Below are 24961 nucleotides of genomic sequence, written 5' to 3' on the forward strand. Positions count from 1 at the left end.
GCAACTACGGCGCAGTTCCCAACCTGTCCACCGACCTGTTTGAGCAGGCCCTTGCCACCCGTGGAGGCTCGGATGACACCCCGGCAGGGCTGCCGGCCACCGTTCCTCCGGCCGGTCACCCAGGGTGAACAGGGCCTCCTTGCAGCCCTGCGCGGCACCCTCCCGGGCGATCGCGAGGACCTCGTCGCGGTCCAGGAACGGCGCCGGCAACCGGTGCGGCACGGTCGCGAAGGTGCAGTAGTGGCACCGGTCCCGGCAGAGCCGCGTCAGCGGGATGAAAACCTTCTTCGAGTACGTGACCACCCCCGGCCGCCCGGCGTCCCGCAGCCCGGCGTCGCGGACTCCCCCGGCGAGCCGGAGCAGCTCGTCGAACGCGTCGCCACGAGCGGACAGCAGCGCGGTCGCCTCGTCGAGATCCAGCGCACGCCCGTTCGCGGCCCGGCCCAGGGCCCGCCGCACGCTCGCATCGCTCGGGCCGGAGTGGGTGCGATCAACCATCCACTCACCCTATGCTCAGCCCGACGCCACCCAACCAGTCCCCACCACGCCCCGCGCCGCGCCGTGCCCGGTCGCAGCCTCCCGCGCGGTGCGTCCCGTCGATCAAGGAGTTGTGGTGGGTGACAAAGCGTCTCGTAAAAGCGCGAATCCGGCACCACAACTCCATGATCGACGGAGTTGTGGTGCCGGAGCCTCGCGATCTTGCAGTTTGTGTCCCGACTTAGGGGACATCTCGCTCGTTTCGACTACCGGAAGTGCAAGATCGGCGCGGTCTTCGGGTCAGCGGGGCTGGTCGGGGTGGTCGTTGGGCTTGATGTGTCGGGTGCGGTCGTTGTCCGGGTCGGTGGGGTGGGAGATGACCTCGGTCGGGTCGGCGGACTGGCGCGGGATCGCCTGAGTGGGGTCGGCCGACGGCGGCTGCCCGAACGGCGGCGCGGCCGGGGACGGCGGCGCTGACTGGGGGGCGGGATTCGCCTGAGGCGCGGACTGCGGCGCCGGGAACGGCGGGGCCGACTGCGGGAACGGTGGCGCGGACTGCGGGTGCGGCGGGCCCGGCTGCGGGTGCGGCGGCGCGGACTGCGGGAACGGTGGGGCCGACTGCGGGGCCTGGAACGGTGGCGACTGCTGGCCGTACTGGCCGGCCTGCGGGTAACCACCCGGCTGACCAGCTTGCGGGTAGCCACCACCCGGCTGGCCAGCCTGCGGGTAGCCGCCGCCGGGCTGGCCGGGAGCGGGCCAGCCACCCTGCGGCTGACTGCCGGGCTGACCCGGGGTCGGCCAACCGCCCTGCTGCTGCGGCCAGCCCGGCTGGGGCTGGCCGTAGACGCCTGGCTGCGGCTTGGCTCGCGGCACGTAGTAGTGGGCGCGCCAGATGGTGTAGACCACCCAGGCGGCGATCGCGAAGATCACCATCCAGGCGAACCGGGTGAGCACACCGAGTAGCGCGTCGAGCACCTCGGCCTCGGCCAGCCGGCCCACCGTCCAGATCAGCATGGTCAGCGTGCCGAACAGTGCGCTGACCGCGTACTCGACGAGAGCTGCCTGCGTGATCAGCTTCGCCTTCGCCAACACGGGCGAGATGTGCGTGGCCAGCAGCACCGCCAGCAGCGGGAGGCCCACCGCCTCCACCCCGACGAACGCGTAGAAGGCGCTACCCGCGCGGTCGGTGAAGGAGCTGTAGTCGTTCGGGGCGATGAGCCGGAGCAGGCCCACGAAGAGGAACACGGCGTTGGCGCCGAGCAGCGCGAGCGCGGCGAGCTCCCGTAGTGGCTTGGTCAGCTGGCGGGCCTGCGTCGCGTCGGCGGACGCGGGCTCGGCGGGGCTGGTCACGAGCTCCCCCTCGGGGCATCAACGGACAGGTGACCGTGAGCCTAGTCTCCCGGGCCACCCACCGATCGGAGGCGTCACGTGCGCGAGGATGGTCGACATGCGCATCGTGGTTCTGGCCGGCGGCATCGGCGGCGCCCGGTTCCTGCTCGGCGTCCGGGCGTACGCCCGTGACGTCGGCGCTGAGGTGACCGCCGTTGTCAACGTCGGCGACGACCTGTGGTTACACGGGTTGAAGATCTGCCCCGACCTGGACAGCGTCATGTACACCCTCGGCGGGGGCGCCGACCCGGAACGGGGTTGGGGTCGGGTCGGTGAGAGCTGGACGGTCAAACAGGAGTTGGCCGCGTACGGGGCGGAGCCGACCTGGTTCGGCCTCGGCGACAAGGACATCGCCACCCACCTGGTCCGCAGCACCATGCTCAACGGCGGTTATCCGTTGAGCGCGGTCACCGAGGCGCTGGCCAGTCGCTGGGAGCCGGGCGTACGCCTGTTGCCGGCGACGGACGACCGCCTGGAGACCCATGCCGTGGTGGAGGACGACCAGGGTCAGCGGGCGATCCACTTTCAGGAGTGGTGGGTGCGGTACCGGGCCGACATCCTCACGCACCGTTTCGTGTTCGTGGGCGCGGAGACGGCGAAGCCGGCACCGGGGGTGCTGGACGCGATCGCCTCGGCCGACCTGGTGCTGATCGCGCCGAGCAACCCGGTGGTGAGCATCGCGCCGGTGCTGGCCGTACCGGGGCTGCGTGCGGCGGTGGCGGACGGCCCGGCGCCGGTGGTGGGTGTCTCCCCGATCATCGGCGGCGCGCCGGTGCGGGGGATGGCCGACCGTTGCCTGGCCGTGCTCGGCGCGGAGTGCAGCGCGGCGGGGGTGGGTCGGCTCTACGGCGGCCGGGCGAGCGGCGGTCTGCTCGACGGTTGGCTGGTGGCTGAGGAGGATGCGGGCACCGTGGTGCCCGAGGTGACGGTCCGCGCGGTGCCGCTGCGGATGACCGACGAGGCGGCGACGGCGGCCATGGTCCGTGCCGCGGTGGAGTTGACGTGAGGCTGGAGATTCTGCCGGTGCTCGGCATCGGTCACGTGACCGAGGGTGACGATCTGGCCGCGGTGATCGCGACTGCCGCGCCGTGGCTGCGCAACGGCGACGTACTGGTGGTGACCAGCAAGATCGTTTCCAAGGCGGAGGGGCGGCTCGTCGACGTGCCGGCGGACGGGCCGGAACGGCTGGCCGCCCGGGACGACGTCCTGGCCGGTGAGACCGCCCGGGTGGTGGCCAGTCGGGGGGCGACCCGGATCGTGCAGACCCACCACGGCTTCGTCATGGCCTCGGCCGGGATCGACGCGTCGAACGTGGACAAGACCCAACTGGTGCTGCTGCCGGTCGACCCGGACGCCTCGGCGCGGGCTCTTCGGGACGCGCTTCGGGAGCGCTACGACCTGGACCTGGCCGTGATCATCAGCGACACGATGGGCCGGCCCTGGCGCAACGGGCTCACCGACGTGGCGCTCGGGGTGGCCGGCATGACGGCGATCCGGGACCACCGGGGCGAGGTCGACCCGTACGGCAACGAGTTGCAGTTGACCCAGATGGCCGTGGTGGACGAGCTGGCGGGTGCCGGCGAACTGATCAAGGGCAAGTGCGATCAGGTCCCCGTCGCTGTGGTGCGGGGCTATCTGCCGGCCAGCAACCCGGACGACGCCGGTGGCGCGCGGGCGCTGATCCGCGACGCGGCGCAGGACCTGTTCTCGCTCGGTACCGCCGAAGCCCGCGCCGCCGGGCTCTCCGACGCCGCCACCCTGACCGACGGTCCGGGCCCGACACCGGCGGACCTGACCGCGGTGCGACGGGCGATCGACGCGGTCGCCGGGGTGGTCGCCCCCGGCACGGTCTTCACACTGGTCGACGAGGCCGAGGTACGCGCCGGTCTGGTCGCCGAGATGCCCGGGTGGCCGGACGGCGCCGACCTGGTGCTCGGCTCGGCCCCGACGCCCGTCGAGCCGTTCGGTCTGGTCCGTTTCGGCGCCGACCTGCACCGGCTGCGCGTCGCCCTGGCCGCCCAGGGTGTCGGGTCGACACTGTTGCCGCCGCCGCCCGGAAGCCCCGCGAGCGCCGCGCTCGCCCTGTAGAAGCTGGTGCGAACGGCCGGGTCACGCGTCCAGCATGGCCCGGCCCAGCGGGGTCAACGTGTGCAGCACGCTGTTGCGTTCGCGGTGGCTGACCAGCAGACCAGCGTTGCGCAGGACTGTGGCGTGCTGGCTCGCCGCCGCCGGTGAGATGTTGAGCTGGCGGGCGACCTCCCCGGTGGTGCAGCCCTCGTCGCTGGCCTGCAACACCGCCGCCCGGGTGCGGCCCAGCAGCGCGGCGAGTGATTCGCGCGCAGCACCGGACGCGGCGTCGGCGTCGGCGGAGACCAGCGCGCCCAGCCGGTCCACCGGGTAGACCAGCACCGGTGGCAGCGCCGGGTCGAGCAGTGCGACAGGGGTCGCAGCGCAGAAGAACGACGGCACCAGCAGCAGCCCACGGCCGTCCAGGTGCAGCTCCCTGCTGTGCGGGTAGCTGTGGACCTCCAGAACCCCGCTCTCCCAGCGCATGGCCGGCCGGAGGCTGGCGAGCAGGCCCTCGACGCCGCCGTCGAGCAGCGCCCGCGCCCGCCGCGTGCGGTCCGCCGCGACCGCGGCCTGGATCCGGCCCCAGTACGGGCTGATCGCCAGCGACCGGTACTGCTCCATCGACTCGGCGAGGTGGTGCAGCGCGGACACCTCACCGCGAGCGAGCGCTGCCGCGGAGGAGGGCAGCTGATTCTCGGCGGCCAGCACGCTCAGGTCCCGGTGCAGCAACTCGGCGGGGGTCCGGCGGAGCGCGTCCAGCCCGGCCTCGAAGCCCTCGACGCTGGCGTACGGGGTGAGGAAGTCGGGGAAGTAGCCACGCGGCGGGTTCAACGCGAAGAGCAGGCGGAGTTGCTCGGAGGCGGAGTTCTGGCGTAGATCCCGGGCCACGCTGCGCCGCCAGTTGGCGGTCAGCGGATCGCGGGTGCGGCCGCGCAGCACGTGCAGGCTGAGGACCAGCTCCCAGACCGGGTCCGCCGCCGGCGCCACCCGGGTCCGGAGGATGTCCTCCCCAGAAAAGTGGATCTTCAGCATGGAGCGCTCCTGTGTCGCCGACAGGGGGATGCCGGATGACCGTTCGACTCTACCTGGCCGGCAGTAATCTCCATCTTTAAGCCTGGACTGAAAAACCTCGACGCCTCCGGGGCCGGTTAGGCATGCTTCCCATGCCCGAACACGGCGCCGTGCGTCCTTGACGCCCGTGCTGCCGGGGGCACCGGGACCGGGGAGGCCCCGGTGATCGGACGGCACCACGAGGGTCTGCGGCCCTTGCTCCGCGGAGGTGCCGTCCGGTCATCCGCCCCCCGGTGCCGGCTCAGCCGACCCAGAGCGCGACCCGATGGTCCTCGTCCGTGACGTAGAACGACCGTCCGTCCAGCTCCGCCACGCCCTCGACGTGGTGAAACGGGGCCAGGTCCGCCACCTGCTCCCCGACGAGCCGCCGCCCGTCGCCGGCCTCGCCACCGGTGAGCCGGAAGCGGACGTGCCGGGAGGTGACCTCACCCCCACCCGGATGGTCGTCGAGCAGGACCGATCCCTTGCCCAGCGCGTCGATCGAGCCGATCACGGCCGCGTACCCGCCGTCCGCCGTCGGGGTGATCGCGCGGAAGCCGGTCAGCTGCCCCGGCGCGGTGACTCCGGTCAACACGTACGCGCCCAACGCCCGCGGCCAGGCCCGCTCGGCCGTGAACATGCCCGGCACACCGGCCACCTCGACCAGGATCGGCTCACCGGCGACGGTGACCGGAAAACGCAGCCCGAGCAGCACCGTCGCGGCCGGGGTGAACGCCGCAGCCTCCACGTTCAACGGCAGGTCGTCCGGGGCCAACCGGCTCACCCAGCTCTTCTCCCGGACGGTCCCCCGAGCCAGCGTCTCCACGATGAACCGCTCCCGCACCCGCTCCCCCGCCGGCAGGAGGGTCAGCGGCGCCGCGGCGAGGGCGTCGTTCACCGCCCGGTGCAGGCGAAACGAGTTGCGTACCACGTGCACCGGCACCGGCCCGGCTGCCGCGTCGTCCTCGCGGAACCGGGCCACGAAGGCGCGCCGAGGTCGCAGCGGGCCAGCCTTCGAGCCGAAGTGGGAGCCGAACACGTACACCCAGCCGTCGTGGTGGGCGAGCGCCTCACCGTCCTCGGTCCGCCCGTTCTCCACACCGGCATCCGCCGGCACGTGCAGGGCCGTCCACTCCCCGTCGTCGCGCTCCAGCAGCAGCGCCAGGCAGCGCTCCACCGGCCCCTCGTCCAGCACCGTCCAGAAGCCCCGCCGGGCACCGTACGCGCGCAGCAGCGCCGCCGACCGCACCGGCAACAGATCACTGGCCTCGTTACCGGCCACCACGAATTCGACGAGTCGCAGGGTCACCGAGCCAGCGTACGGAGCACACGCTCGTACAGTGGCGGGGTGCCCGACACCGTGATGACCGGCCCGACCGCCCAGCCGACCGACCCCGAGACGTACCAGGCGCTGCACGCCGACGCCACCGCGTTGCTGGAGGGCTGGCAGCCCACCAGCCCGGACGCGGCCAGCGCGCGGGACCGGACCCTGGCGCTGCTCGCCGCCGGCCCGGTCGCGATGAGCCGGCAGCACCGCCCGGGGCACGTCACCGCCAGCGCGTTGGTGCTGGACGCCACCGGCTCCCGGGTACTGCTCTGCCTGCACGGCAAGTTCGGGCGTTGGGTGCAGCTCGGCGGGCACTGCGAGCCGACCGACCAGACCCTGGTCGGCGCGGCGCTCCGCGAGGCCACCGAGGAGTCCGGGATCGCCGGCCTGCGCATCGACCCGGTGCCGATCGACGTGGACGTGCACCAGGTGCAGTGTCAGGGCGGCTCGGCGCACTACGACGTCCGGTTCGCGGTGATCGCCCCGCCCTCGGCCGTGGAGCAGGTCAGCGACGAGGCCGAGGAGCTGGGCTGGTTCCCACCGGACCAGCTGCCCGAGCCACTGGCCGGCGGGACCGCACAACTGGTCGCACCGGCCCTCGCCGCCCTCAGACGTAGCCCTCTTCGCCTCGCCCCTTGAGCTCGTCGACGAGGCTCTTGACGTCCTGCGCCCGGTCGCGTGGGCAGACCAGCACCGCGTCCGGGGTGTCCACCACGATCAGGTCGCGCAGACCGAGCACGGCCACCAACCGACCCGACTGCGGGACGACCACGAGGTTGCTGCTGTCCCGCAGCAGCACGCCCGGCTTGGCCTCCGAGCCGAGCACCACGTTGCCCGCGTCGTCGGCCGACAGCACGTCGCCGAGGGTGTGGAAGTCACCGACGTCGTTCCAACCGAAGTCGCCCGGCACCGTCGCGACCCGACCCGCCGTGGCCGCGCCCTCCATCACCGCGTAGTCGACGGAGATCTTCGGCAGGGTCGGCCAGATCGCGCCCAGGACGTCGTCCTGCTCCGGGGTGCCCCAGGCGGCGGCGATCGCGGCGACGCCGGCGTGCAGCGCCGGCTGCTGGCGGGCCAGCTCGGCGAGGAAGACGTCCACCCGCCACACGAACATGCTCGCGTTCCACAGGTACCGGCCCGAACGGACGTACGCCTCGGCCACCTCGGCGGCCGGCTTCTCCTTGAACTCGGTCACCGGCCGCCACGGCACACCCTCGGTCGGATCGCCGGTCTCCAGGTAGCCGTAGCCGGTCTCCGCGCGGGTCGGAGTGATCCCGACGGTCATCAGCATGCCCTGCTGGGCCCCGTGGACCGCCTCCTGGACGGTGCAGACCCAGCTGTCCGGGTCGCGGATCAGGTGGTCGGCCGCGAAGCTGCCCATCACCGCGTTCGGGTCACGTGCCGCGATGACCGCGGCGGCCAACGCGATCGCCGCGCAGGAATCCCGGGGGGAGGGCTCGACCAGGATGTTCTCCTCCGGCAGCACGGCGAGCTGCCGTGCCACCGCCGTGACGTGCGCGGCACCGGTGACCACGAGGATCCGATCCGGTGTGGTCAGCGGCGCGAGCCGTTCGACCGTCGCCTGGAGCAACGAGGCGCTGGTGCCGGTCAGCGGGTGGAGGAACTTGGGATGGCCGGCGCGGGACAGCGGCCACAACCTCGTGCCACTGCCACCTGCCGGAATGACCGCATAAAGCATCCGCACATCATGCCCGACGTACCTGCCCAAAGTGGCACGGGTCACCCGCAGTGGTGCGGAGGGTCAGGAGCGGGCGCGACTCCACGCGGAGATGTGCACCTCGGCGCTGGACTCCCAGGTGAACTCCTTGGCCCGGTCGAACCCCGCCTTCGCCAGCGACAACCGTCGCTGCTCGTCGTCGAGCAGGGCGGCCAGGTCGATGCCGATCTGCTCCGGGTCCTCCGAGGTGTACGCGACCGCGTCGCCGCCCACCTCGGGCAGCGAGAGCCGGGGGGTGGTCAGCACCGGGGCGGCGCACGCCATCGCCTCCAGGATCGGCAGCCCGAACCCCTCGCCGTAGGACGGGTACGCGGCGACCAGCGCACCGCCGAGGAAACCTGGCAGGTCGCCGTAGCGAAGGTAGCCGGGGCGCAGCAGACGCAGGTGCGACGGCACCTCGGCCACCGCCCGGTCGATGTCCTCGTCGTGCCCCTGCCCACCGGCGATCACCAGGGCCGGCGGGTCGACCCGGTCGGCCACCGCCCGCGCCCACCCACGGATCAGGTTGGGCACGTTCTTCCGAGGTTCCTTGGCACCGAGGAAGGCGACGTAGCTGCTGTTGCCCAGCCCCAGACGCGCTCGCACCCGAGCCTTCTCCTCCTCGGTGGGAGCGTGGAAGGCAGCCTGGTCGACGCCGTGGTAGGCGACGTCGATCCGCGTCGGGTCGGCGTCGAGCAACCGGATCAGCTCGTCCCGGGTGGCCTTGCTGGGCACGATCACCCGGTTGGCGCGGCGCAACGAGGTCTTGATGGCGCTGCGGAAGAACGTGCGGCGCGACTTGTCGTAATGCTCCGGCTCGGTGAAGAACGTCGCATCGTGCACGGTGACCGTGACCGGACATCCGGCCCGCAGCGGGCAGGTGTAGAAGGGCGAGTGCAACACCTCCGCGCCGACCTGCTGGGCGAGCAGCGGCAGGCCGGTCTGCTCCCAGGCGAGCCGGGCCGGGCGGTGCGCCACGGCGGCCGGAGCCGGGATGATCTCCGCGCCGGGCAGCATGCGGGTGTACCGCTCAAGATCGGTGCGGAGACTGACCACCGCCAGCTCCACCCCCGACCCGCACACCTTGCCGAGGGCGCCGAGCAGACCGTCGACGTATCGACCGACACCACCACGGTCGGTGGGGACACTCGTGGCGTCGATGAGCACGCGGGGCGGGCGACCGGCGGTCACGGGGCGACTCCTTGTACTGGCGAGACTGTGGGGAACAACACTCCGGGGGTAAAGCCTACGCCGGGGCGCGGGGCCGACGCTGACTGCGACCCGACGGTACGCCGACTTGTCATCGTCATCGAGTACGGCCCGCAGGGGCGTATCGTTCGCGCCGATGGCCGACAACATTGCCCGGGTGTTCGCCGACGCGATCGCGTCCGACCCGACCCGACCGCTGCTCACCTGGTACGACGACGCCACCGGCGACCGCACCGAACTCTCCGGCGTCACGTTGGCGAACTGGGTGGCGAAGACCGCCAACCTCCTCGTCGACGAGGTCGGCCTCGCGCCGGGCACCCCGGCCGGCGTGGTGCTGCCGCCACACTGGCAGACCGCGGCGGTGCTGCTGGCCTGCTGGTCGGCCAAGCTCAGCGTCGTCGACACGCCGGGCGAGGTGGGGGTGCTCTTCGCCGCCGCCGACAGGTTCGACGAGGCGCAGTCCTGGTCCGCCGACGAGCGGTACGCCCTCGGGTTGGCCCCGCTCGCCGCCCCGCTTCGGCAGGTGCCGCCGGGATTCGTCGACTACGTCGTCGAGGTACGCGGACACGGTGACCACTTCACGCCGCAGTCCGGCCCTGGCCCCACCGACGCGCACCTGCTGAGCCGTGCCGAGGCCCGCGCCACCGAGTTGGGCATCCTCCCCGGCGCCCGGGTCCTCATCGACGCCGCCCGGCACCCCGACCCGGTCGACTGGCTGCTGGCCCCGCTGACCCGGGCCGCCACAGTGGTCCTCTGCGCCAACCAGGACCCCGCCCGCCTACCCGCCCGGCTGACCGCGGAAAAAGTCACGCACTCCCTCTCCTGACCACACCCCGCCCCGCCGATCTTGCAGTTTCGGTTGTCGAAACAGGTGGGATGCCCCTTGGGTCGGGACAGAAACTGCAAGATCGGGGGAAGGGTCAGGACGTCGCGCGGGACTGGGCGAGGGCCGCGAAGGCGGTCAGGGACTCGGGGTTGGCGAGGGCGCCCTTCGCGGCGGCCTGGTCGACCGGGGTGCCGGTGAGGATCTTCTTGACCGGCACCTCCAGCTTCTTCGCCGAGAGGGTGCGGGGCACCGAACGCACCTGGTGGATCTCGTCGGGCACGTGCCGGGGTGAGAGCGCCGTGCGCAGTTCACGGCAGATCTTCGCGCGCATCGGGTCGTCCAGCTCCAGACCCTCGGCCAGCACCACGAAGAGCAGCAGCTCACCGGCGCCGCCCTCGTCGTCCTCCAGGTGCACGACGACCGAGTCGAGGACCTCGTCGAGCCCTTCCACGACCGAGTAGAACTCGGCGGTGCCGAGACGCACCCCACCACGGTTGAGGGTGGCGTCGGAGCGGCCGGTGATCACGCAGCCGCCCCGCTCGTTGATGGTGATCCAGTCACCGTGTCGCCAGACGCCCGGGTAGACGTCGAAGTACGCCTCCGCGTAACGGGTGCCGTCCCTGTCGTTCCAGAAGCCCACCGGCATGCTCGGCATCGGTTCGGTGATCACCAGCTCGCCGAGTTCGCCGATGACCGGTGTGCCGTCGGCGGAACGGGCCTCCACCTTGGCGCCCAACGCCCGGCAGGCGATCTCACCGGCGTACACCGGCAGCAGCGGCACCCCACCGACGAAGCCGGTGCACACGTCGGTGCCACCGGAGAGCGACTGGAGTTGGACGTGGTCGCCGACGGTCTCGTACACCCAGCGGAAGCCCTCGGCGGGCAGCGGCGCACCGGTGGAACCCACGCCTCGCAGCGCCGACAGATCGGCGACCTCCCGGGGGACCAACCCGGCCTTACGGCAGGCCAGCAGGTACGGCGCGGAGGTGCCGAAGTACGTCGTCCCGGTCTCCGCCGCCAGCCGCCACAACCCGCCCAGGTCAGGCTCGGCCGGCCGGCCGGGCTCCGCCCGCACCCCCGGGTTGCCGTCGAAGAGCACGATGGCCGCCCCCACCGCCGGGCCGGAGACCAGGAAGTTCCACATCATCCAACCGGTGGTGGTGAACCAGAAGAACCGGTCGGCCGGGCCCAGATCGTGGTGCAGGGCGAGCATCTTCAGGTGCTCCAGCAGGATGCCACCGTGGCCGTGCACGATCGGCTTCGGCAGGCCGGTGGTGCCCGAGGAGTACAGCACGTAGAGCGGGTGGTCGAACGGCACCGGCGTGAACGTCAACGGCTCGTCGGTGGGTGCGGCCAGTTCGGCCCAGCCCAGCGCGCCCTCGGGTGCGGGGCCCGTCGGGTCGAGGTAGCCGATGCTGACGGTGTGGCGCAGCGACGGCAGGGCGGCCCGGATCGCGGCGACCTCGGCACGCCGGTCCACCGGCTTGTCGCCGTACCGGTAGCCGTCCACGGCGACCAGCACCGTCGGTTCGATCTGCTGCCAACGGTCGGTGACGCTACGGGTGCCGAACTCGGGCGCGCAGGACGAGAAGATCGCGCCCAGGCTGGCGGTGGACAGCAGCAGGACGTACGTCTCGGCGATGTTCGGGGCGTACGCCGCCACCCGGTCACCGGCGGTGACTCCGAGCCGGCGCAGCCCGGCCGACACCCGGCGGACCTGCTCGCGCAGCTCCCCAGCGGTGAGCGTGACCGGCGGGCGGGTCTGCCCGTGCGCGATCACCACCGGGTCGTCGTCGGCCCGCCCCGGCATCCGCAGCACGTTCTCCGCGTAGTTGAGAGTGGCGTCGGGGAACCAACGGGCGCCGGGCATCCCCCGCTCGGCGAGGGTGGCGCTCGGCGGTGTGTGCGCGATCACCTCGAAGTGGTCCCAGATCGAGCGCCAGAACCCGTCCAGATCGGTGGTGGACCAACGCCACAGCGCGTCGTAGTCGGCGAAGTCCAACCCGCGGTGCTCCCGCAGCCAGCGCAGGTAGGCACCGATCCGGGACCGCTCGCGTACGTCCGCCGGCGGCGTCCACAGCATGTCACCCACTGCTCCACCCTCCCCCTGGCCCGACACGACACTGTGACTGGGCCGTGGCGCCATCTTGCCCTACCTCGAAGCGCCATTCTGCGCACCGGGTAGGCCAACCGACGCGTGCCCGTCCCACACTGCAACCCGCCACCTCATGTGGGTCAGCCGGCGCGGTGGGCCTGGATGGCACGGCGGCGGGCCAGCCGGTGCGCTCGGCGGATCTCCGCCTCCTTGTACCGGCGCTCGTCCTCCGCCGTCTCGGGCAGCACCGGGCGGACCGCCCGCGGCGCCCCACCCACGTCCACGCCGACGAACACCAGGTACGCGGTGGCGACCCGGACCGGCGCGTCCTCGGCCGAGTCCCACCGTTCGGCGACCACCCGCACGCCCACCTCCATCGAGGTCTGGCCGGTCCAGTTCACCTGGGCGTGCGCGTGCACCAGGTCGCCGACCCGGACCGCCTCGGAGAAGACGATCTCGTCGATCGCCGCGGTCACCGCGGTCCCTCCGCTGTGTCGGGCGGCAGCCGCCCCGGCCACGTCGTCGACGAACTTCATCAGGACCCCGCCGTGCACGGTGCCGTACAGGTTGACGTCCACCGCGGTCATGATCTTGCTGAGAGTGACGCGCGAGTACGACGTCGGCTTGCCGGTTGGAGGGGCGGAGAGGTGCTCAGTCATGTCGAAAACGGTACGGTGCGCGGATGCGACATCTCTGGAGCTTCCTCGCCGGGCTGGTGGTGGCGCCCATCACCTGGGTGCTGGTCACACTGGGGCAGGACGGGTCGAGCCGGACGGTCGACCGCTGGGTGGAGATCGGCACGTTCAACACCGCCAACCTGATCGAGCCGGCCGTGTACCTCGGTGTCGGCGGTGTCCTGCTGGGCCTGCTCGGCACGCTGCGCTTCTCGCCGCTGGGCCCGTTGGTGGCCGGTGCGCTGCTGGTCACCCCGTACATCGGGATGTTCGTGGCGCCCTTCTCGGTGCGGGACGCCATTCCGCACGAGTGGAAGGTGTTCGGCGATCCTCTGCCGCTGCGACTGCCCGTGGAGAACGGCACGCTCTTCCTGCTCGGCCTGCTGCTGCTGATGGCGACCTTCAGTCAACAGCGTTGGCGGCAGTGGCCGAGCCCGGCGACCGAACCGACCGCGGCACCCACCCCGGGGTCGGACGGAGGCCCCCGCGACGACAACTTCACGTTGACCGACTGGACGCCTCCCGCGCCCACGGAGCGCGACACCGCGCCCCTCACTCTGGGTTACCCGGCCGACTCGACATCGACCGAGCCGCTGCCCCGCCGGGTGGGTGGCGAATCACCCTGGTCCGCCCCACCGCGCGGCCAACCGCGCCCCGAGGACACCACCGAGATCCGCTGATCGCCGGGGCGGGCCGGGTGACCGGCCCGCCCTCCGTCTCTTGCGGGCTAGTGCAGCGCGATCGCCAGGTCCGGGTCGACTGTGCCGAGGCCGGCGCGGGGCACGACGAGGAGCATGACGATCAGCGCGGCGGCCATGCCGCCCGCGATGACTATCGCCATCGGTACGCTCCCGGCGCCGAACAGACCGGCCAGTGGCGCCGACAACGCACCGATGCCGAACTGCACCGCGCCGAGCAGCGCTGCGGCGGTGCCGGCGGCCTCGCTGTGCCGGCTCATGGCCAGCGCCGGCGCGTTCGGCAGGGCGAGACCGGCGGCGGCCAGGACCAGCCACAGTGACGCGAGCAGGGTGCCCAGGCCACCGATGCCGGTCGCCGCGAACATGACCAGCAGCAGTCCGGCTGCCGTTCCGGCGATCAGGGCGCTCACCAGGATCTGCTGCGGGGTGTAGCGGCGCAGCAGCCGCACGTTGAACTGGGTGGCCCCGATCAGGCCCACCGCGCCGGCCCCGAAGGCGATGCCGAACTGCTGCTCGTCGAGGCCGTACTCCTGCTGGAGCACGAACGACGAACCCGAGACGTACGCGAACAGGGCGGCCATCGCCAGCCCGGCGACCAGCACCAGGCCGACGAACGCCCGGTCGTTGAGCAGCCCTCGATAGTCGCGGAGGGTGGCGCTCACCCCGCCGTGCCGCCGACGCGCCACCGGAAGGGTCTCCGGGAGCCGGAACGCGGCCACGACGATCAGCAGCGCGCCCAGCACCGCCAGCGCCGCGAAGACGCCCCGCCAGTCGGTCCAGCTCAGCAGGCCGCTGCCGAGCGTCGGCGCGAGGATGGGCGCCAGGCCCATGACGAGCATCAGCCGGGAGAAGATCCGGGCGAAGGAGGCACCGCTGAACAGGTCGCGGACCACTGCCGTCGCGACCACTGTGGCGGCGGCGACGCCGAGCCCCTGGAGTACGCGCAGCCCGCCGAGGACCTCGATGTCGGGTGCGAAGACGCACAGCACGGATGCCACGATGTGCACGGCCAGACCGGCCAGCAGCGGCACCCGTCGCCCGACCACATCGGAGAGCGGCCCGATCAGCAACTGGCCCAACGCGAGACCGACAAGCGTGCCGGTCAGCGTCAATTGCACAGCGGTCTCGGTGGTCTGCAGGCCCGCCGTGATGGCGGGTAGCGCGGGCAGGTACATGTCGATGGTCAGCGGCCCGATCGCGATCAGGGCGCCCAGCACCAGGACGAGCTGCGCCCGCTGACGGTTGGTCATCAGGTCGCCGGGCAGCACCTCTTGCGCGACGGCTGATTCGTGTCCGGTCTTGTCCACCAACTGCTTCATCATCTCGATCTCTCTGCGGAAGCTGGTGCGTCGTCACGAGCGGCGGCGCGGGCGTCACCGGCGCCGCGCGGACGCGGCGTCCCAGTGTGGGGTGCCCGGCGGTGGGCAGCGTGGATGTGACGAGGCAGGGGTCGTGGCGGGGGTGGCCGGGTGGCGCGATGATCCGAGGGTGATTCTCTCGGTCGGCAACACCCCGGCGGTGTGTGACGTTCCCGGTGTGTGGGGAGTCACCCCACCCCGTCCGCCGCGCGACTCGCCTGCCGGACCATGCCGGCTCGGGGCGGGCCGGGTGACCGGCCCGCCCTCCGTCTAACTTCCCGCCGCGAGGGTGGCCCGGACGGTGCCCAGCAGTGCGTCCCGGGCCGTCATCGGGAAGAAGTGCCCGCCCGGCAGCACGTGCAGGGTGGACCCGGCCGACGTGTGCTCCCCCCACGGCGCGACCCGATCCGGCGGCACCTCCCGGTCCCGGTCCCCCGCGAAGGCGACGATCGGGCAGCTCAGCGGCGGCTCCGGCCGGTACTCGTAGGTCTCGCAGACCGCGAAGTCGGCGCGGATGGCGGGCAGCAGCAGGTCGAGCAGTTCGGGTTCGGCCAGGATCTCCTCGTCCAGACCGCCCAGCTCACGCAGCCGTTCGACGACCACCGCGTCCGGTTGGTCGTGAATGTTCGGCGAGGTACGCCGCAGCCCCGGCGCGAGGGCACCGGCGGCGAAGAGGACGCGGGGCGGCGGCACCGCGCGGCGACGCAGTTCGCGGGCCAGCTCGAACGAGACCAACGCCCCCATACTGTGCCCGAACAGGGCGTAGGGCACCCCCAGCTCGGGGGCCAGCGCCGGGGCGAGGGCCTCCACCAGCTGCCGCACCCCGGTGTACGCCGGCTCACGCCAGCGGGACTGCCGCCCGGGCAGCTCGACCGGGCAGACCTCGACGTCGTCGCCGAGCAGCTCCTGCCACCCGTGGTACGCCGAGGACCCACCACCGGCGTACGGCAGGCAGATCAGTCGGACGGCGGGGGTGACGCGGCGGCGCGGCCCGGCGGCCAGCCAGCCCTGGGCGCGGGCGGGCGCGTGGGTGGTGAGGCGGTTCACGGAACGGCTCTCCTAGTACGTCGGCTCGTCGGCCAGCAGGGCACTGGCCTCCTCGTCGGACATCTCCTCCAGCTCACTGAGCAGGTGGTCCTCGACGGCGAACGCGGCGGCCTCCAGGGTGGGACTGTCGAACAGCACCCGGATCGGCACCTGCACGTCGAACGCCTTGCGCAGGTGCACCACGGCCCGCATCGCCAGCAACGAGTCACCGCCGAGGGCGAAGAAGTTGTCGTGCACGCCGATCCGGTCGACCCGCAGGATGCCGGCCCAGACCTCGGCGATGGTCTCCTCCAGGGTGGAGCGGGGTGCCACGTACGGCACGTCGTCCGCCTCGACCGCGTCCGCCAACTCCACCAGCGGTCGCCTGTCGACCTTTCCGTTGGCGGTGAGCGGCAGCTCGTCGATCTCGTGGAACGCCGCCGGCACCATGTACCCCGGCAGCTTGCCCGCGAGGAACTCGCGCACGTCCGTCGGCACGGCACCGGCGACCCGGGGGACGACGAAGGCGACGAGACGCTTCGCGCCCCGCGGCTCGCCCTGCGCCACCACCACCGCGCCGCGCACCTCGGGGTGCTGGGCGAGGGCGGTCTCGATCTCGCCCAGCTCGATGCGGTAACCCTGCACCTTGACCTGGAAGTCCTCCCGGCCCAGGAACTCGATCTCCCCGCTCGGCAGGAACCGGCCGAGGTCACCGGTGCGGTACAGACGGCGTCCGGTGGCCGGGTCCACGACGAAGCTCGCCGCCGTCCGCGCCTCGTCGTGCAGGTAGCCGCGGGCCAGGCCGACACCACCGATGTGCAGGTGACCGGGAACCCCGGTGGGTCGGGGTCGCAACGCGTCGTCGAGGACGTGGAAGGTCTGGTTCACCATGGGCCGGCCGTACGGGATGCTCGTCCACTCCGCCGGGACCACCCCGATCGGGTAGAGGATGGACCAGATCGACGCCTCCGTCGCGCCACCGAGGCTGACCACCTCGGGCCCGTCGAGCGTCTGCCGGATCCGGTCCGGCAGGGCGACCGGGATCCAGTCACCGCTGAGCATGACCAGTCGCAGGCCGCCGGTGGCCTCCCGGACCGTGAGGTGCTCGACGAACAGCTCCATGAGGGCCGGCACCGAGTTCCAGATCGTCACGTTGGCCTTGGTGAGCAGGTCGAGCCACGCGGCCGGATCCCGGTGTGCCGCCGCCTCCGGGAGCACCACCGCGCCGCCGACGGCGAGCGGACCGAAGACGTCGTACACGGACAGGTCGAAGCTCAGCGACGACAGCGCCAGGACCCGATCGTCCTCGCCCACCCGGAAGCGCTCGTTGATGTCGACGACGGTGTTCAACGCACCCTCGTGTTCGATCATCACGCCCTTGGGCAGGCCGGTGGACCCGGAGGTGAAGATGACGTACGCGAGGTTGTGGGGCGTGGTGTCGATCGCCGGCAACGCGCCCGCCGGGAGGACCCGCAGCTCGTCCACCCGCAACACCTCGACGTCGCCGAACCGGTGCTCCCCGGGGCCCGCCAGGCGCCCCTGGGTCAGCACCACACGCACCCGGCCGTGCGTCAGCAGGAAACGCACCCGCTCGTCCGGCAGGTCCGGGTCGATCGGCAGGTACGCGGCCCCGGCGGCGAGCACACCGAGGATGGCGGCGCACTGCTCCCAGCCCTTGTCCATCACCACCGCGACGAGGTCGTCGGGGCGTACCCGCAGACCGACGAGGTGGGCGGCGATCGTGCGGGCCCGGTCCGCCAGCTCGCCGTAGGTGAGCGTCCGGGTGGGCGTGATCACGGCCGGGCGCTCGGGCACCCGGGCGGCGGTGGCGAAGAACGGCTCGTGCAGCAGGCCCACCGGCAACGGCGCCTCGGTGCGGTTGTACGCCGCCTGGGCGGCCAGCTCCGCGCGGGGCACCAGCGACGGCACCGGGTCGGCCCAGTGCGCCTCGTCGGCGGCGAGCCAGTGCAGCACCGACAGCGTCGCCGCGTGCATGGCGGCGACCATGCCCTCGGGGAAGAGACCCTCGACGGCGTCGATGTCCAGCACCAGGGCACCGTCCATCTCGTACACCTGGGTGTCGATCCAGATCTGGGGTGTCTGCGAGATGGAGTAGACCACCTCGCCGATCTGCGGGTGCCCGCCGATGCCCTGGAACAGGCTGGTGAACACGACGGGCATGACGGCGGCGGCGTCACCGCGTACCCGCTTCAACTCCCGCGCGACCCGCACACCGCTGAACAGTCCGTGGTCGAGGTCGGCGAGGAGTTGGTCCCGGATCGTCCGGGCGCGGGTCTCGAACGACGCCGCACCGCCCGCGTCGATCTCCAACAGCGTCACCGAGGTGAAGTCACCCAGGATCGCGTCGACCTGTGGGTGCAGCGGCAACCGGTGCGCCATCGGCAGGTTGAGGCTGAACCGCTGGTTCTTCGACCAGGTGGCGACCACCTCGCCGTACGCGGCCAGCAGCAGCGCGGTCGGAGTGAGGCCGCGCCGGGACGCGGCGGCCTTGACGACGTCCCACTCGTCGGCCGGCACCTGCCCGGTGAGCCGGGCGAAGCGGGGCGCGGCGATGGTGTGCGGGTCGGCCGCCAGCGGCAACTCCGGGGCGAGGGCCAGTGTCGGCACCCGCTCCTGCCAGTACGCGGCGGCGCGCTGGTACCGCTCGGTCGACTCCGCGGCCCGCGCGGCGAGCACGTAGTCGCGGAAGCTCAACTCCAGCTCGGGCACTGTCGCGTCCGGCTCGTGGTAGAGCAGGGTCAACTCACGCATCACGATGCTCGACGCCCAGGCGTCGGTGATCAGGCCGTCGATGCTGTAGTGCACCCGCCCCCGACCCTCGTCGAGCAGTGTGGCGCGCAGTTCGAACAGCGGCCACCGGTCCGGCACGAACACCTGGTGCGACATGGCGGCGCGGGTCCGCTCGAAGCTCGCGTCCACCTCGGCGGCCGGGCGACCCCGCATGTCCTCGGTGACGACGACGTAGTCCGGTACCTCGTCGAGGACCTGCTGCTCGCCGTGCGGAAGCACGACGGTACGCAGCGACCCGTGTCGCCGGATCAGCCGGCGCAGGGCCCGCTGCAACCGCGACACGTCCAGCTCGGGGACGTCGAACTCCTCGTAGCCGTGCATGCCGACGTTGCCCAGCTCGAACACGCCGGTGCGGCCGATCCAGTACGCCTGCTGCACATCGGTCAGCGGGAACGGCAGGTGCGCCGACGCCGGGTCCGGCACGACGGCCGGCAACGACTCGGGGCCGCTGACACCGGCCTCGGCGCGGGCCGCGCGTACCGCGGCGGCGAGGCCACGGACCGTCGGGTCGGCGACGAAGGCGCGCAGCGGGACGTCCGCCCCGCACACCCGGCCCACCTGGGCGACGAGCTGAGCGGCGAGCAGGGAGTGCCCACCCAGCTCGAAGAAGCCGACGGTGGGCGCGACGTCCCGTTCGCCGAGCAGGTCGGCGAAGATCGCCGCCACCTCACGCTCGGTGGGGTCCTCGACCGCGTGGACCTCGACGGGGTCCTCCGCCGCGCCGCCCTCGGTCTCGTCGAGCACGGTGACCACCACATACCCGGTGGAGGTCGCCGCGCCCACCACCCGGGCGGCTGTCCGTTCGACGGCCGACAGGTCCGCCACCGGCCACCCATAGGTCACCCACTCCGCGTCGGACTCCCGGCCGAGCGCCGCCGCCTGCGCGACGAGGTGGCCGGCGAGCGGGTTGTCCGGCGTACCGCCGAGCAGGTGCACCTCGACGGCGGTGACCGGCTCCCGCGCGCCGACGCCCGCCGCGGCCAGCGTGGCCAGGGCCTCGTCGGCGGACGTGCGGGCGTCCACCGGCACCAGCACGGTCACCGGACCGGGCTGACCGGCACCCCCCGGGTCGTCGACGCTCGCTCCGGCGGTGGTGAGGGCCCGCCGGAACGCGGCACCGACCACCGTGTCGCCGGCGAGCTGGTATCGGGCACCGGTGTGCCGCTCGGGGGCGGCAGCCGGAGCCGCGGTGACGTGCGGCAGGAAGCGGTGCCCGCCACGCAGGGCCACCACCGGCTCGGGGTCCGCGCACCTGACCTCTCGAACCACCGAGGCGGCGAGGCGGCGGGCGGCCACCGGCGTCGTGGCCGGGAGCACGTCGAGCAGCGTCCGGGTGAGGGGGGCTCCGCTGGTCGCCCAACCGGCGAGCACGCCGCGCGGCGGCACCAGCGTCTCGGTGCCGGTCACGTCGAGCGCGCCGTCGGTGACGACGACCACCCGGGCGTACGCGTCGCCGCGCCTGCTGAGCGCGTCGCCCAGGGCCGCGAGCGTAAGTGCCGGGTCGCCCTGTGGAACCGCCAGCAGCACCCCGCTGACCCGCTCCTGCGGCGACAGCGACGTGCGGAGCGCGCCGGTGGCCGGATCGAGGTCAGCGGCGACCACCCGGGCCCCCGCCGTGCGTAGCTCGTCGACGACGCCGTCCGGCAGACCGGCGTCGACGGCCAGCCAGGCACCGGTCCAGATGGTCGCCGGCCCGGCACCGCCGGCCCGGCGGTAGCCGCGCACGACGAGCCCGTCGGCACCCGCCCGGCTCGTCACCGCGTCGCGGGGAGGATCGACCCAGCAGCGTTCCCGCTCGAACGGGTAGGCCGGCAGGACCGTCCGCCGGGGCGGCACGTCACCGTGCAGCGCCTCCCACCCGATGGCGACGCCCATCCGCCACAGCGCACCGGCGGCGGCGAGGAGCTCCGTCTCGGCGTCGGCGTCCCGACCGGCCGACGGCAGCGACGCCACCGCGCGGGCGGCCGACCCACCGGCGAGGCGGGTCAACGCTCGCCCGGGGCCGACCTCCAGCACCACGGCGTCGACGTCGGCGTCGCGCAGCGCCGCCAGGCCGTCGCCGAAGCGGACGGTCGACCGCAGTTGCCGGGACCAGTACGCGGGGCTGGTGGCCGACTCGGCGGTGATCCAGGTACCCGTCACGTTCGACACGAAGGGGATCTCCGGCGCCGCGCGCGGCACCTGGGCCACCTCCGCCTCGAACGCCGACGCGGCAGCGGCCATCGCCCGGGAGTGGAACGCGTGCGAGGTGGCCAGCCGGGTCGAGGCCACCCCGCGCTCGCGCAGCCGGGCCTCAAGAGCCGCCACGGCCTCGGGCGGCCCGGAGACGGTGCACTGCCGGGGGCCGTTGACGGCGGCGAGGTCCAGCACATCGTCGAGCAGCGGCAGCAGCTCGGCCTCGGCCAGCGGCACCGCGAGCATCACGCCCGGCTCCGCCGCCTGCATGAGCCGACCGCGTGCCGCGACCAGGCGCACCGCGTCGGGCAACGCGAACACCCCGGCCAGGCAGGCGGCCACCAGCTCACCCACACTGTGCCCGAGCAGCCCCGCCGGTCGTACGCCCCAGTGCGCCCAGAGCTTCGCCAGCGCGTACTCGACGACGAACAGCGCCGGCTGCGCGTACCGGGTCCGCTGGAGCTGTTCCGCAGCGCTCTCCCGCTGGTCGTCGGCGGGGAACAGCAGGTCCCGGATGTCCGTGTCGAGCAACGGCGTCAGCAGGTCCGCGGCCCGGTCCACCTCGGAGCGGAACACCGGCTCAGCGACGTAGAGGGCGTGCGCCATGCCGGTGCGCTGCGCGCCCTGACCGGGGAAGGTGAACAGCACCGCGCGGTCGGTCGCGGTCTCGGCCGGCCGGGTCGCCGGTCGTCGCAACACCTCGACCACCTCGGCGGAGCTGCCCCCGACGACCGCCCGGCGGTACGGCAGGGTCCGCCGGCCGCGTTGCAGGGTGTACGCCACCTCGGCCAGCGGCGTGTCCGGGTGGGCGCTCAGGTGCGCGGCGAGCCGCTCGGCAGCCGTGTCGAGGGCGGTGGGTGTGGCGGCGGACAGGGGCAGCACGTGCCGCCGGCGGCTCTCCTGGCCCGCCACGCGGGTCGGGGCCTCCTCCACGACGACGTGCGCGTTGGTGCCGCCGATGCCGAACGAGCTGACCCCGGCACGGCGCACCCCGTCGGGCCACGGGGTGCGGGCCGCGACGACGTGGAAGGGACTCGCGTCAAGACCCAGCTCGGGATTGGCGGTGCGGAAGTGCAACGACGGTGGGATCTCGCCGGCCCGCAGCGCCAGCACCGTCTTGATCAGACCGACGACCCCGGCGGCGGTGTCGAGGTGCCCGACGTTCGTCTTGACCGAGCCGAGCCCGACGCGGCCCGGCGGCAGGTCACCGAAGGCGCTCGTCAACGCGGCCACCTCGATCGGGTCACCGAGCGGGGTGCCGGTGCCGTGCGCCTCGACGTAACCGATCGTGCCGGGGTCGACCCCGGCGACGGCGAGCGCCTCGGCGATGACGTCGGCCTGCCCGTCCACGCTCGGGGCGGTGAAGCCGACCTTGCGGTCGCCGTCGTTGTTCACTGCCGAGCCTCGGATCACGGCGTGCACCAGGTCGCCGTCCGTCATCGCGTCGGCGAGCCGCTTGAGCACGACGACGCCGGCGCCACTGCCGGCCACCGCGCCGGTCGCCTCGGCGTCGAAAGCCCGGCAGTGGCCGTCGGCGGAGAGGATGCCGCCCTGGGTGTGCCGGTAGCCACGGCGGCGGGCGATGACCGTCGCGCCGCCGGCCAGCGCGACGTCGCACTCACCGGCCAGCAGCGCCTGCGCGGCCATGTGCACGGCGACCAGGGAGGTGGAGCAGCCGGTCTGCACGCTGATGCTGGGGCCCCGCAGGTTGACCTTGTAGGACACCCGGGTCGGCAGGAAGTCCTTGTCGTTGCCGATGGAGGTCTGGAACGCCCCGACCCGGGCCACCAGGTCCGCGTTGGGCAGCAGATTGTGCAGCAGGTACGAGCTCTCCCCCACCCCGGCGTAGACACCTGTCACCGGTGTCGTGGAGTCGAACGGGTGACCGGCGTGCTCCAACGCCTCCCAGGCGCACTCCAGGAAGATCCGGTGCTGCGGGTCGAGCAGCTGCGCCTCACGGGCCGAGAACCCGAAGAAGCGGGCGTCGAAGCCGGCCGGGTCGTCGAGGACGCCGAGGGCACGGACGTAGTCGGGGTGGTTGAACTCCTCGGGTGCGACGCCGTCGGCGATCAGGTCGGCGTCGTCGAGGGTGGTGAGCGATTCCACCCCGTCGCGCAGGTTGCTCCAGAAGGCATCGAGAGTGGCGGCCCCGGGAACCCGGAGCGCCATTCCGACGACGGCGATGGCGGTGTCGGGCAGCGTACGTTCCTCGGTCATCATGCGTCCCCCCTGTCGTGATGCCGGCCCGGCCGACGTCGCGGTGTGCGCGCCCGTTGGATGGCGGCGCGTGTCTCGGCGCGGTGGTGCGCGGCGGACATCGCCGGCGTCCGGTCCCCGGACGCCAGGTGCCGGGCGAGTGCCCGCACTGTGGGGTGGCGGAACAGCTCCACCACCGGCACCGTGCGTCCCAGCCGCTCGGACAGGTGCGTCTGCACCCGCATCACGAGCAGCGAGTGCCCACCGATGTCGAAGAAGTTGTCGTCGACGCCCACCTCGTCGACCACCAGCACGTCGCGCCAGATCGCCGCCACCGCGCGCTCCAACTCGCTGCCGGGCACACCCACCCCGGCAGGGGTGGGGGCGGCGGGCGGCGCGAGGGCGGCCCGGTCGACCTTGCCGCGCTCGCTGCGGGGCAGCCGGTCCAGCGTGACGATCGTGGCCGGCACCATGTACCCGGGCAGCCGGTCGGCCAGGTGCGCGCGCAGCAGCGCCACGTCCACGTCGCCGGGCGTCACGTAACCGACCAGCGTGGGTCGGCCCGGCACGTCCTCGCGCAGCACCGCCGCCGCCTCCCCGACCGCGGGGTGGGCGCCGAGCGCCGCCTCGATCTCGCCCAGCTCGATCCGGAAGCCGCGCACCTTGACCTGGTCGTCCTCCCGGCCGAGGAACTCGAGCACCCCGGCGACACCGAGGCGGACCCGGTCCCGGGTGCCGTACATGCGGTCGCCGGGCCGGCCCCACGGGTCGGGCAGGAAGCTGACGGCGGTGCGGGCCGGATCCCCGACGTAGCCCTGCGCCACCCCCGGTCCGCCGAGCCACAGGTCCCCCGGGACCCCGCGCGGCACCGGCCGCAGTCCACGATCGAGGACGTACGCCCGCACCCCCGGCAGCGGCAGTCCCACCGGGACGCTGCCGGTGACCGGCTCCCGGTCGCCTCCGGGCTCGTGCACTGTGGCGGTGATGGTGGCCTCGGTCGGGCCGTACGCGTTGAGCCAGCGCACCTCCGGCGCGGCGGCGCGCCACTGGGCGAGCCGTCCCGCGTCGACCCGCTCGCTGCCGACCACGACGAGCCGCAGCTCCGGACAGGAGGCGGGCGGGTGACGGTCCAGCACCGCCACCCACTCGTGCCAGTACGACGCCGGCAGGTTGAGCACTGTGAGTCGCTCCCGGCGGGCCAGCGCGGTCAACTCGTCGAGACCGGGCACCGGCCCGGCCGGCGGCAACACCACGGCCCCGCCCCGGATCAGCGTCCCGAACAGCTCCTCGACGGCCACGTCGAAGCCGAGCGCGGCGAACTGGAGCACCCGGTCGGCGTGGGTGAGCGCGTAGTGCCCGGCCACCGCCTCCAGGGTGTGCACCAGGTTGGCGTGGCTGACGCGGACACCCTTGGGTTGCCCGGTGGTGCCCGAGGTGTAGAGCACGTACGCCGGCGCCGACGGGTGCACCGGCGGGCCGGCGGCGGCCGGGGCGGCGAGCACCGCGTCCTCGATCGCGACGAACGGCAGGTCGACGGCGGGCGGGCCGGTCTCGCGGGAGCCGAGCAGCAGCACCGCCGACGAGTCGGCGAGGACGTGCGCCAACCGTCTCGGCGGGATCGCCGGGTCCAGTGGCACGTACGCGGCCCCGGCGCGCAGGACGCCGAGCAACGCCGCCGGCCAGTCGGGGCTGCGCTCCAGCAGGACGGCGACGGTGTCACCGGGGCGTACGCCCCGGGCGGTCAGGTGGGCGTGCACCGCGGCGGCACGGCCGTCCAGCTCCGCGTGGCTGACCTGCCGGTCGCCCTGCACCAGCGCCGGGCGCTGCTCCTGCCGGCCGGCTGGTCGGTGCTCACGGCGAGCG

General features: G+C 73.1%; 16 protein-coding genes and 1 pseudogene. 5 read left to right on the forward strand and 12 right to left on the reverse strand.

The genetic code is table 11. The features are described from left to right. A pseudogene (locus ABZ749_RS05110) lies at positions 1-498 on the reverse strand (hypothetical protein); the annotation flags it as partial. 279 nt (positions 499-777) lie between these two features. Next, on the reverse strand, positions 778-1827 hold the full coding sequence (locus ABZ749_RS05115) for a hypothetical protein (protein WP_357222859.1): 1050 nt from the start codon (positions 1825-1827) through the stop codon (positions 778-780). A gap of 97 nt (positions 1828-1924) precedes the next feature. Here ABZ749_RS05115 and cofD point away from each other — a divergent pair, with 97 nt between their 5' ends. Together cofD and ABZ749_RS05125 are read left to right on the forward strand one after the other, a co-directional pair. Continuing rightward, entirely contained in the window at positions 1925-2872 is a 948-nt protein-coding gene (gene cofD / locus ABZ749_RS05120) for a 2-phospho-L-lactate transferase (protein WP_357222862.1), read from the forward strand. After that, complete coding sequence (locus tag ABZ749_RS05125; protein WP_357203628.1) at positions 2869-3954, forward strand: coenzyme F420-0:L-glutamate ligase; 1086 nt, start codon at positions 2869-2871, stop codon at positions 3952-3954. The genes cofD and ABZ749_RS05125 overlap by 4 nt, the downstream gene beginning before the upstream one ends. A 21-nt stretch (positions 3955-3975) precedes the next feature. Here the strand turns inward: ABZ749_RS05125 and ABZ749_RS05130 are convergent, their stop codons facing one another. Further along, the gene (locus ABZ749_RS05130) at positions 3976-4968 is read right to left on the reverse strand and encodes a winged helix-turn-helix domain-containing protein (RefSeq protein ID WP_357203625.1); all 993 of its coding nucleotides are present in this window, start codon (positions 4966-4968) and stop codon (positions 3976-3978) included. 280 nt (positions 4969-5248) lie between these two features. After that, positions 5249-6295, reverse strand: coding sequence for a hypothetical protein (locus tag ABZ749_RS05135; protein ID WP_357222865.1), 1047 nt, complete (start codon positions 6293-6295; stop codon positions 5249-5251). Between the two features lie 54 nt (positions 6296-6349). Between ABZ749_RS05135 and ABZ749_RS05140 the strand changes: the two genes are divergently transcribed. Next, positions 6350-6952 carry an NUDIX hydrolase gene (locus ABZ749_RS05140; RefSeq protein WP_357222893.1) on the forward strand — a complete coding sequence of 201 codons (603 nt, stop codon included), beginning with the start codon at positions 6350-6352 and terminating at the stop codon, positions 6950-6952. Here the strand turns inward: ABZ749_RS05140 and ABZ749_RS05145 are convergent. Further along, the gene (locus ABZ749_RS05145; RefSeq protein WP_357222867.1) at positions 6921-8012 is read right to left on the reverse strand and encodes a sugar phosphate nucleotidyltransferase; all 1092 of its coding nucleotides are present in this window, start codon (positions 8010-8012) and stop codon (positions 6921-6923) included. The genes ABZ749_RS05140 and ABZ749_RS05145 overlap by 32 nt on opposite strands. Before the next feature lie 63 nt (positions 8013-8075). Then, a complete protein-coding gene (locus ABZ749_RS05150) occupies positions 8076-9221 on the reverse strand; it encodes a glycosyltransferase family 1 protein (protein WP_357222870.1) in 1146 nt (381 codons plus the stop codon). A gap of 154 nt (positions 9222-9375) precedes the next feature. On the opposite strand from ABZ749_RS05150, the gene ABZ749_RS05155 reads away from it, so the two are divergent. Beyond that, positions 9376-10065, forward strand: a complete 690-nt coding sequence (locus ABZ749_RS05155; protein WP_357222873.1) for a TIGR03089 family protein — start codon at positions 9376-9378, stop codon at positions 10063-10065. A 94-nt stretch (positions 10066-10159) separates the two neighbouring features. Here ABZ749_RS05155 and ABZ749_RS05160 read toward each other — a convergent pair whose 3' ends face one another. Together ABZ749_RS05160 and ABZ749_RS05165 are read right to left on the reverse strand one after the other, a co-directional pair. Next, on the reverse strand, positions 10160-12157 hold the full coding sequence (locus ABZ749_RS05160) for an acetoacetate--CoA ligase (RefSeq protein ID WP_357222876.1): 1998 nt from the start codon (positions 12155-12157) through the stop codon (positions 10160-10162). A gap of 143 nt (positions 12158-12300) precedes the next feature. Then, complete coding sequence (locus ABZ749_RS05165) at positions 12301-12819, reverse strand: hotdog domain-containing protein (protein ID WP_203125586.1); 519 nt, start codon at positions 12817-12819, stop codon at positions 12301-12303. 23 nt (positions 12820-12842) lie between these two features. Here ABZ749_RS05165 and ABZ749_RS05170 point away from each other — a divergent pair, with 23 nt between their 5' ends. After that, positions 12843-13514, forward strand: coding sequence for a hypothetical protein (locus ABZ749_RS05170; RefSeq protein ID WP_357222879.1), 672 nt, complete (start codon positions 12843-12845; stop codon positions 13512-13514). A 47-nt stretch (positions 13515-13561) separates the two neighbouring features. On the opposite strand, the gene ABZ749_RS05175 is transcribed toward ABZ749_RS05170, so the two are convergent. The 4 genes from ABZ749_RS05175 to ABZ749_RS05190 form a co-directional block, all read right to left on the reverse strand. Then, positions 13562-14854 (reverse strand): multidrug effflux MFS transporter, encoded by a 1293-nt coding sequence (locus ABZ749_RS05175; protein WP_357222882.1) that lies wholly within the window; start codon positions 14852-14854, stop codon positions 13562-13564. A 306-nt stretch (positions 14855-15160) separates the two neighbouring features. Beyond that, entirely contained in the window at positions 15161-15937 is a 777-nt protein-coding gene (locus tag ABZ749_RS05180) for an alpha/beta fold hydrolase (RefSeq protein WP_357222885.1), read from the reverse strand. A gap of 12 nt (positions 15938-15949) precedes the next feature. Beyond that, positions 15950-23119 (reverse strand): amino acid adenylation domain-containing protein, encoded by a 7170-nt coding sequence (locus tag ABZ749_RS05185; protein ID WP_357222888.1) that lies wholly within the window; start codon positions 23117-23119, stop codon positions 15950-15952. Beyond that, a partial coding sequence (locus tag ABZ749_RS05190; RefSeq protein WP_357222890.1) for a non-ribosomal peptide synthetase occupies positions 23119-24961 on the reverse strand: 1843 nt, incomplete at its 5' end. The genes ABZ749_RS05190 and ABZ749_RS05185, both read right to left, overlap by 1 nt.

The organism is Micromonospora sp. NPDC047753 (assembly GCF_040642735.1).
Taxonomy (GTDB): domain Bacteria; phylum Actinomycetota; class Actinomycetes; order Mycobacteriales; family Micromonosporaceae; genus Micromonospora.

Bases quoted from the DNA above. Each gene is read 5' to 3' on its own strand.
- ABZ749_RS05185 (WP_357222888.1), bottom strand. From the start codon at position 23,119: ATGACCGAGGAACGTACGCTGCCCGACACCGCCATCGCCGTCGTCGGA.
- ABZ749_RS05155 (WP_357222873.1), top strand. From the start codon at position 9,376: ATGGCCGACAACATTGCCCGGGTGTTCGCCGACGCGATCGCGTCCGAC.
- ABZ749_RS05175 (WP_357222882.1), bottom strand. From the start codon at position 14,854: ATGATGAAGCAGTTGGTGGACAAGACCGGACACGAATCAGCCGTCGCG.
- ABZ749_RS05165 (WP_203125586.1), bottom strand. From the start codon at position 12,819: ATGACTGAGCACCTCTCCGCCCCTCCAACCGGCAAGCCGACGTCGTAC.
- ABZ749_RS05130 (WP_357203625.1), bottom strand. From the start codon at position 4,968: ATGCTGAAGATCCACTTTTCTGGGGAGGACATCCTCCGGACCCGGGTG.
- ABZ749_RS05140 (WP_357222893.1), top strand. From the start codon at position 6,350: ATGACCGGCCCGACCGCCCAGCCGACCGACCCCGAGACGTACCAGGCG.
- ABZ749_RS05170 (WP_357222879.1), top strand. From the start codon at position 12,843: ATGCGACATCTCTGGAGCTTCCTCGCCGGGCTGGTGGTGGCGCCCATC.
- cofD (WP_357222862.1), top strand. From the start codon at position 1,925: ATGCGCATCGTGGTTCTGGCCGGCGGCATCGGCGGCGCCCGGTTCCTG.
- ABZ749_RS05145 (WP_357222867.1), bottom strand. From the start codon at position 8,012: ATGCTTTATGCGGTCATTCCGGCAGGTGGCAGTGGCACGAGGTTGTGG.